Below are 8,087 nucleotides of genomic sequence, written 5' to 3'. Positions count from 1 at the left end.
GGTTCCTTCCCCCTTGCAGGGGCGCCCGGCGTAGGGGGAAGGAACCCGACTGTCAGAACGAATCAAATCCGTAGAATGAACAGGCAATACCCGAATCAATTCACCTTCACATACTCGTTCTGCAACTGCCCGCGCGTGCGCAGCTGTGTTTCCCAGCTGCCCTGATCGCCGGGTGACCAGCCTTGGATGACATACGCATTCTTCGCGCCTTGCCACGGTGCCACATCGCTGCGGTTGGTCGTGCCTGCCGTCTTGCTTTGGTCCATTTCGCCGCAACCGCCCAGCAGCGCCATGCAGGCGCCCAGCATCCACAGCTTCCTCATGATTTTTTCCCTTCCGGCTTGGTTTCTGCATTCGGTGGCTTGCCATAGGCGGTGCCCCAGCCCCAGACTTCGCTACCCTTGCCGCGCCTGAGCACCCGGTTGCGGAAAATATCGGCAACCATGTCGCCGTCGCCGCCGAGCAGCGCCTTGGTCGAGCACATTTCGGCGCAAGCCGGCAGCTTGCCTTCGGACAGGCGATTGCGGCCGTATTTGTCGAATTCCGCCTTGGAACCGTTTTCTTCCGGACCGCCGGCGCAGAACGTGCATTTGTCCATTTTGCCGCGCAAGCCGAAATTGCCGCTGGATGGAAATTGCGGCGCGCCGAACGGGCAGGCATACGAACAATAGCCGCAGCCTATGCAGGTATCTTTGTTGTGCAGTACCACGCCTTCATCGGTGCGATAGAAGCAATCGACCGGACATACCGCCATGCAGGGCGCATCCGAGCAATGCATGCAAGCGACCGAAATCGATTTTTCCTGTCCGACCACACCGTCGTTGACGGTGACCACGCGACGGCGATTCACGCCCCAAGGAACTTCATGCTCGTTCTTGCAGGCGGTGACGCAACTGTTGCACTCGATGCAGCGCTCCGCGTCGCAAATGAATTTCATTCGTGCCATGTCAGTTCTCCGTCAGGCAGTAAAGCGTTCGATGTTGCAAATCGTGGTCTTGGTTTCCTGCATCATGGTCACAGAGTCGTAGCCGTAGGTCGTGGCCGTATTGACCGCTTCGCCGCGCACCACGGGGGCCGCGCCTTCCGGGTAAAACTCAAGCATGTCCTTGCCCTGCCACCAGCCGGAGAAATGGAAGGGGATGAACGCGGTGTCAGGTCCGACGCGCGGCGTCACCAATGCCTTGACCTTGATACGTGCCCCGGTCGGCGTCGACACAATCACATATTCGCCGTTGCGGATGCCGCGATCGGCCGCAGCCGTCGGATTGATTTCAACGAAGTTATCCTGCTGCAGCTCGGCCAGCCAAGGATTCGAACGCGTCTCTTCACCGCCGCCTTCGTATTCGACCAGGCGTCCCGAGGTCAGGATGATCGGGAATTTCTCATGCAGTTTGGCCTCGATGTTCTTTTCCTGCACTGACTTGTACAGCGTCGGCAAGCGCCAGAAGCCTTTCTTGTCGTCATGCGTCGGATACTTGACCATCAGGTCGGCGCGTGTGCCGTACAGCGGCTCGCGATGCAGCGGCACCGGGTCGGGGAAGTTCCAGACCAAAGCGCGCGCCTTGGCATTGCCGAAAGGATGAACGCCATGCACCTTCATGCAGACACGCTGGATGCCGCCCGACAGGTCGGTCTTCCAGTTCTTGCCTTCCGCTGCTTTCTTTTCCGCTTCGGTCAGGTCGTCCCACCAGCCTAGCTTCTTCAGCAATACATGGTCGAATTCCGGGTAGCCGGTCGTGATATCGGAACCGGCCGAATGCGAGCCGTCTTCGGCCAGCAGGTTGACGCCTTCGCGCTCGACGCCAAAGTTGGCGCGGAAGTTGCCGCCGCCATCCATCACATGCTGATTCGTGTTGTAAAGGATATGGCTGCCCGGATGCTTCATTTCCGGCGTGCCATAGCAAGGCCAGGGCAGACCGAAATAGTCGCCGGTCATGTCATAGCCGGATACCGGATCCTTGCCGCCCTTGCAGCGCAGCGTTTTCACATCGAACAACTGCATGTTGCGCATGTGCGCCTTGAGCCGCTCCGGCGACTGGCCGGTATAGCCGATGGTCCAGGTGCCGCGGTTGATTTCGCGCAGCATGTCTTCCGGTTCCGGCTCCATCATGCCGCTCTTGCCCGGCACCAGTTTGATCTTGGCGACCAGTTCCTTGCCGAAGCCGAGTTTTTCCGCCAGCTGGTACATGATCATATGGTCGGTGCGCGACTCGAACAGCGGTTCGATCACTTTTTCGCGCCACTGCAGCGAGCGGTTCGATGCGGTCACCGAGCCGGAGGTCTCGAACTGCGTCGCCGCCGGCAGCAGGTACACCGCACGGTTCGGGTTGAGTTCCTGGCCGTCGACCTTCATCGCCGCCATCGCCGCAGTCGCCGACGGATACGGGTCGATCACCACCAGCATGTCGAGCTTGTCGAGCGCCTTCTTCATGTCGAGGCCGCGCGTCTGCGAATTCGGCGCATGGCCCCAGAACAGCACTGCCTTGACGTTGTGGTCCTGGTCGATCAGTTCGTTCTTTTCCATCACCGCATCGACCCAGCGCGATACCGTGGTGCCGGATTTTTCCATCATCGCCTGCGATGCGAACTGCTTCTTGATCCATTCATAGTCGACGCCCCAGACCGTCGCCCAATGCTTCCACGAACCAGTCGCCAGACCGTAATAGCCGGGCAGGGAATCGGGATTGGGGCCGACGTCGGTGGCGCCCTGAACATTGTCATGGCCGCGGAAGATGTTGGCGCCGCCGCCGGCCACGCCGATGTTGCCCAGAGCCAGCTGCACGATGCAGGAAGCGCGCACAATCGCATTGCCGATCGAGTGCTGGGTCTGGCCCATGCACCAGACGAGCGACGACGGGCGATTCTTTGCCATGGTTTCGGCTGCCTTGAACACTTCCGCTTCCGGCACGCCGCAGGCTTCCTCGACCTTGTCCGGCGTCCATTTCATGACTTCTTCCCTGACCTTGTCCATCCCGTAGACGCGGTCATTGATGTAGCGCTTGTCTTCCCAGCCATTCTTGAAGATGTGGTACAGCATGCCGTACAGATAGGGAATGTCGGAGCCCGAGCGGATACGCACATACTGGTCGGCCTTGGCCGCGGTGCGGGTATAGCGTGGATCGACCACGATCATCTTGGTGCCGGTTTCCTTTGCATGCAGCATGTGCAGCATCGATACCGGATGCGCTTCCGCTGCATTCGAGCCGATATACATAACCGCCTTGGAGTTCTGCATATCGTTGTAGCTGTTGGTCATTGCACCATAGCCCCAGGTATTGGCGACGCCCGCGACCGTGGTCGAGTGGCAGATGCGCGCCTGGTGGTCGGTGTTGTTGGTGCCGAAGAAAGAGACGAACTTGCGCAACAGCGCCGACTGCTCGTTGTTATGCTTGGAGGAACCGACGAAAAATACTGAGTCCGGTCCGCTCGCCTTCTTGATATCGAGCAGCTTCGCGGAAATCTCGTTCAAGGCCACGTCCCAGCTGATGCGCTGATACTTGCCGTTGACCAGCTTCATCGGATACTTGAGCCGGTATTCGCCATGCCCGTGCTCGCGCAAGGCCGCGCCCTTGGCGCAATGCGCACCGAGGTTGATCGGTGAATCGAACACCGGTTCCTGGCGCACCCATACGCCGTTCTCCACCACTGCGTCGACCGCGCAGCCGACCGAGCAGTGGGTACAGACCGTACGTTTGACTTCGATCTTGCCGCCACCGGCCGCCTTGGCGCCATCCGCGGCTTTCGCCTGTTGGATCAGGTTAAGCTGCGATGCGGCAATGCCGGCACCGATGCCTATCCCCGAGCGTTTGAGGAAAGTGCGGCGATCCATCGTCGGCAAGGCGCGCGATAGACTTTCCGACAGGCTAGAAGTAAAACGATTGGGCGAACGCTGGCCTGACTGGCCTTTGCGAGTCAACAGCATGATCGTCTCCCTCGACGGTTAGATAGTGGTCGTCCGGTAGTACTTCTTGATGTGTTCCGTCAAGCGATAGCCGTTTCCCTGTGTTTCATTGGGGGAAGGTGCGATCGCTTCAGGTACCACGGACTTCAGGGAAAGTTTTGCGGCAACGCCAGCTGCGGCGGCCAGCCCGAGACCCGCAAAAAAGGTGCGGCGGGCGATTTTGCTTTGTTCTGCCATGTTTGTCTCCAAGTGCAGAAGTGCGGTAAGTAATCTTGTTACCTTTTCTAATATTTCTTCAAGTTAGCACAGTTTTCGCGGGTTTGCATTGCGCGAAAACGTTTGTTCATGAAAACCAAATACATCGACACGCTGCCCGACGAAATGGCTTAAAACATGTCGAATGCTTGCATCTCTACTTCAAAGAAGGCCTTTGCCAGCCGAGCGACTGGCCGATAAAAAATGGCTTGTGGGTGGGCCTCAATCGCGCTGCACATATCGATCACCCAAGGCTGTAGATGTGTCCCAAAGAATTGCTTCTGCGACGCAACGCTGGCCTGCGACATTTCTTCGGACGCAATCAGGTAACGCATGACTTCGCACAAGCTCGCAATATGGTCTTCGCTTTCGGTGACTTTATCGCCACGCTGCAGTCCCAGTGTGGCAAGCTCGGTCCGCAAGGCAGCCAATGGCTTTTCCATCATGAAACCGCTCAGGTAATACGAGCCGTACAAGATCAGTTCCGGTTTGCCGACGCCGATGAACAAGCTTTCATATTCGTCGCGCGTACGGTCGGGCGTCATGCCCGCGCATGCGGCCGCAAGTTCGCGCCAGGCATGCCGCAGGACGCCGTCGCCTTCATCCGGCGCGGCCGCGATGGCGCTCAGCAATTCCTGCGACGGTGGCGCATAGAACAGCGCGGCGAGCACACCGTAGAGGTCGGCGCGGGCGGTTTCCTCGCCTTGATCGGGAGCTTCGAATTTAAGCGGCTGGGCAGTGGTCATGTGGTCGTGTGCAAGTCATTGCGCGGATAAAACTAGCGCTTCATTTCAAGGATCGAGGTTTCCTTCTTGTTTTCCATCATGTCGATCACGCGGCAATCGGAGCACATTTTCAGGCGGTCGATATTGCCGGCAAAGGCGCCATGCATGGACAGCTTGGACACCATGTTGTCAATCATCTGCAAGGTGCCGAAGGGTTTGCCGCAGCGGATGCAGTGATAGGGCTGCGCTTCGTTGAGCACGGCCGGCTTCTTGGCTGCATCGCTGAGCAACAGACGCGGCGTCAGCGTGATCGCATTTTCCGGACACGTCTTTTCGCATAATCCGCATTGCACGCAATTGCTTTCAATGAAGCGCAATTGCGGCATGTTCGGATTATCCAGCAAAGCCGACTCGGGGCAGGCGCCGACGCAGGACATGCACAGCGTGCAAGCTGAAGTATTCACCGCGATCATGCCGAATGGCGCACCGGCCGGCATCGAAATTTCTTCCTTCGCGGTTGGCGCATACTTGAGCAAGTGCGTGAAAGCGAAATCCAGTGTGCCGCGTTTTTCCGCCGCAATGTTGTACAGCGCGCGCTGGCCGGGCGCTTGCGCTGGTGTCAGTGCATGCAGTTGCTTATCGAGTTCGGCAGGGGTCTGCGCTTTCAGCAAAACAATATGAGTTCCCTGGTAGCCGAGTGCCGACAGGATGGTTTGCGCGAAGCTGATCTGCTGTTCCAGCGCGGCGAGATATTGCGGCGCTTCGTCTCCGGTGCTCAATATCAGCACATTGGATGCGCCATAGCAGATGGCGCTCAGCCAGGTATCGATGCCTACCGATGCGACATGATGCAGGTCGATCGGCATCACGCGTGCCGGCATTCCTTGCAATGCACCGGTTGCCGCCATCCGGCCCAGGCGATTGATCAGTTCCAGGCCTTGTTCCTGGCTGTGCAGCAGCAGCGCAGGGTGCGTACCGCCCGCCTTGGCGTAGGTGGCCAGCATGGTCTTGATACGGGTGCCGAGGTCCGTCGGCCGTGGATACGCATAGCTGAGCGCGCCGGATGGACAGACCGTGGTGCAGGCGCCGCAGCCCACGCACAGATTTGGATTGACCTTGATGTGATTGCCGTTATGCGTGATCGCCGCAGCCGAGCAGACTTCGATGCAGGCATTGCAGCCAACCGTCGTGTTGCGGCTGTGCGCGCAAATCTTTTCCTTGTAGACAAAGAATTTCGGCTTGCTGAACTGGCCGACCAGCTGGGTCAACTGCAGCGCGTGATCGGTCTGCTTGAGCGGATCGGCGCCGGGCGCGAAATAGCCTTGCGGCGGTTGGTGCAGCGTGATGATGGGCTGGTCCGACAAATCGAAGATCAGATCGAACTCGCCGCTGCGCTGCGTTTCTTCGCGCTGAAAATCGATCGCACCGATCGCGCCGCATGCCTTGACGCAGTCGCGATGCGAGGTGCACGCATCCAGATTGATCTGGTAATTGAAATCGATCGCGTTTTCGGGGCAGACTTCGATGCAGGCATTGCAGCGCGTGCATAGTTCCAGGTCGATGGGATTGGCCTGCTGCCAGCTGACCTTGAATGCGCCCAGCCAGCCGTCGATACCGATCTGGCTGCCGGAAAAGGTCGGGACGTCGCGCTCCATCAGCATCGCGCCGGCATGGCCCGAGGTTAGCAGCACGCTCACGCTCAGCTGCCCGCTCAAACGTTTGGCCCAGGGCAGTACCCGTTCCGCCGGACCGACCAGCAGAACGCTGCCGCCTGAATCGTATTCCACCGTCGGCACCGGTTCCGGGTCGGGCAATGCGGCTGCAGCAAGCAGCGCCGCCATCTTCGGCAATGCCTGTTTCGCCTGCGCGCCCCAGCCACCCGTTTCGCGGATATTGACGAAACGAAGTGGCGCAACCGTTTCCTTTTGTTGCGCCACTTCGGTAAACAATGCCTGCTCTTGCGTGCAGCCGACAACCACCTGGTCGACGCCCTGAAGGGTGTCGAGATACGCACCGATTTCACGCCGGCATAGTTGCGATGCGGGATGCAGCACACCGGCATCGAGCGCGGCACCGAGTGCTGCGCCGGCCGCCGGGTCGAGCGGCATGGTCTGATTGCAACTGCAGACTTTAAACTGGGTTGTCATCTGATGTCGGGTCCGGAGTTGTATGCGCGTCTTGATCGACGTCGACGGAGGAGCTTGCAGCCTGTTCTTCGGGCGGCGTATCTGGGGATGCATCGGTCGCCGGTTCTTCCGCCTGCGCGGAGTCGGGCACGGTTTGCAGCAGGCGCATCAGCGGATGCTCGGTTTGCGAAAGCGGATCGAGCAAACCCTTTGCGTGATTAAGCATCGCCAGCATGGCGGGAGGGATCGGGTCGAAGGTATTGTAGTCATCGATGTAGACATCGAGTCCGTCCATCACATTGAAATGCGGATCGGCAAACAGTTTTTTCATGGCTGAACGGCGCACCGTTTCATCGACGCCGCGTGCGACAAACGGCTTGAAATCCGATTCAGGGGTCAGCGCTGCGACATCCTCGATGGTCGGGGGCGGTTTTGGCGTTTCCTGCGATTCGGGCAGGTCGGTTGCCGGGGCCTGCTTTTCCTGCGCCGCTTCCGCATTGCGCTTGCTCCAGCGCGCGAAAAAGCTTTCAGCTTCCATGCTGCTCTCCTTCGGCGCGCGCCATCTGTTCGACGCCGGCACCGCCTTCGAACGAAGGCTTGCGGCGTTTCTTTTTCACTTCGGGGCGATAGTGCTCCTGCACGAAGCGCGCCATGTGCTCGATAATGTCGCGAGAGGCGGGCAGGGTGTCGACGCGTTCGCCGCCATCCATCAGCCGCGCGGCTTCGTTATAGGACAGCGTGACCTGCTTGGGCACGGCGACGTCGACACCGTCGACTTCTTCCATGCGCGACATCACAAACCAGCACGGCGCGGGAGAATCGATATTGAGGAAATAGCCTTCGGCTTCATCGGAATAGAGCCGGATCTCGAAGCCGGCGAACAGCCAGCGCGTGTCGATTTCGTCGTCACGCAAACAGTGTGCGCCGCCGTCCGGTAAAACGGCGTCAGCCGAAATTTCGATCGGCTTCCATTGATAGGGTTGCCAGCGGTTCGCAAGCGGAACGCGTTGCATGACCACCGCGACCTTCAGGGCTTCTGTCTCCATGTCTCCGCTGGTGCCTGGCGCACCTGTTTTTTTA

Annotated in this window: 8 protein-coding genes; all 8 read right to left on the bottom strand. The window is 59.2% G+C overall.

Annotated elements, in window-relative coordinates:
• Positions 1 to 95: 95 nt before the first annotated feature.
• Positions 96 to 323, bottom strand: a complete 228-nt coding sequence (locus tag D3871_RS15890; RefSeq protein ID WP_119769781.1) for a hypothetical protein — start codon at positions 321 to 323, stop codon at positions 96 to 98.
• Positions 320 to 946 carry a formate dehydrogenase FDH3 subunit beta gene (gene fdh3B / locus D3871_RS15885; RefSeq protein WP_119769780.1) on the bottom strand — a complete coding sequence of 209 codons (627 nt, stop codon included), beginning with the start codon at positions 944 to 946 and terminating at the stop codon, positions 320 to 322. The genes D3871_RS15890 and fdh3B overlap by 4 nt, the downstream gene beginning before the upstream one ends.
• 12 nt (positions 947 to 958) lie before the next feature.
• Entirely contained in the window at positions 959 to 3,922 is a 2,964-nt protein-coding gene (locus D3871_RS15880; RefSeq protein WP_119769779.1) for a formate dehydrogenase subunit alpha, read from the bottom strand.
• An 18-nt stretch (positions 3,923 to 3,940) separates the two neighbouring features.
• The gene (locus D3871_RS15875; protein ID WP_119769778.1) at positions 3,941 to 4,138 is read right to left on the bottom strand and encodes a hypothetical protein; all 198 of its coding nucleotides are present in this window, start codon (positions 4,136 to 4,138) and stop codon (positions 3,941 to 3,943) included.
• A 149-nt stretch (positions 4,139 to 4,287) separates the two neighbouring features.
• Positions 4,288 to 4,902, bottom strand: a complete 615-nt coding sequence (locus tag D3871_RS15870; protein ID WP_119769777.1) for a TorD/DmsD family molecular chaperone — start codon at positions 4,900 to 4,902, stop codon at positions 4,288 to 4,290.
• A 32-nt stretch (positions 4,903 to 4,934) separates the two neighbouring features.
• A complete protein-coding gene (locus D3871_RS15865) occupies positions 4,935 to 7,028 on the bottom strand; it encodes a 4Fe-4S binding protein (RefSeq protein WP_119769776.1) in 2,094 nt (697 codons plus the stop codon).
• Positions 7,012 to 7,545, bottom strand: coding sequence for a DUF3306 domain-containing protein (locus tag D3871_RS15860; protein WP_119769775.1), 534 nt, complete (start codon positions 7,543 to 7,545; stop codon positions 7,012 to 7,014). The genes D3871_RS15865 and D3871_RS15860 overlap by 17 nt, the downstream gene beginning before the upstream one ends.
• Positions 7,535 to 8,053 carry a DUF3305 domain-containing protein gene (locus D3871_RS15855; protein WP_119769774.1) on the bottom strand — a complete coding sequence of 173 codons (519 nt, stop codon included), beginning with the start codon at positions 8,051 to 8,053 and terminating at the stop codon, positions 7,535 to 7,537. Before D3871_RS15855 ends, D3871_RS15860 begins: the two co-directional genes overlap by 11 nt.
• Between the last annotated feature and the right edge of the window lie 34 nt (positions 8,054 to 8,087).

The sequence above is a fragment of the Noviherbaspirillum saxi genome (assembly GCF_003591035.1).
Lineage (GTDB): Bacteria > Pseudomonadota > Gammaproteobacteria > Burkholderiales > Burkholderiaceae_D > Noviherbaspirillum > Noviherbaspirillum saxi.
This window is presented reverse-complemented; position numbering and strand designations above follow the sequence as displayed.

Coding starts and splice junctions, on each gene's coding strand:
- fdh3B (WP_119769780.1), bottom strand. CDS start 946: ATGGCACGAATGAAATTCATTTGCGACGCGGAGCGCTGCATCGAGTGC.
- D3871_RS15860 (WP_119769775.1), bottom strand. CDS start 7,545: ATGGAAGCTGAAAGCTTTTTCGCGCGCTGGAGCAAGCGCAATGCGGAA.
- D3871_RS15875 (WP_119769778.1), bottom strand. CDS start 4,138: ATGGCAGAACAAAGCAAAATCGCCCGCCGCACCTTTTTTGCGGGTCTC.
- D3871_RS15890 (WP_119769781.1), bottom strand. CDS start 323: ATGAGGAAGCTGTGGATGCTGGGCGCCTGCATGGCGCTGCTGGGCGGT.
- D3871_RS15870 (WP_119769777.1), bottom strand. CDS start 4,902: ATGACCACTGCCCAGCCGCTTAAATTCGAAGCTCCCGATCAAGGCGAG.
- D3871_RS15880 (WP_119769779.1), bottom strand. CDS start 3,922: ATGCTGTTGACTCGCAAAGGCCAGTCAGGCCAGCGTTCGCCCAATCGT.
- D3871_RS15855 (WP_119769774.1), bottom strand. CDS start 8,053: ATGGAGACAGAAGCCCTGAAGGTCGCGGTGGTCATGCAACGCGTTCCG.
- D3871_RS15865 (WP_119769776.1), bottom strand. CDS start 7,028: ATGACAACCCAGTTTAAAGTCTGCAGTTGCAATCAGACCATGCCGCTC.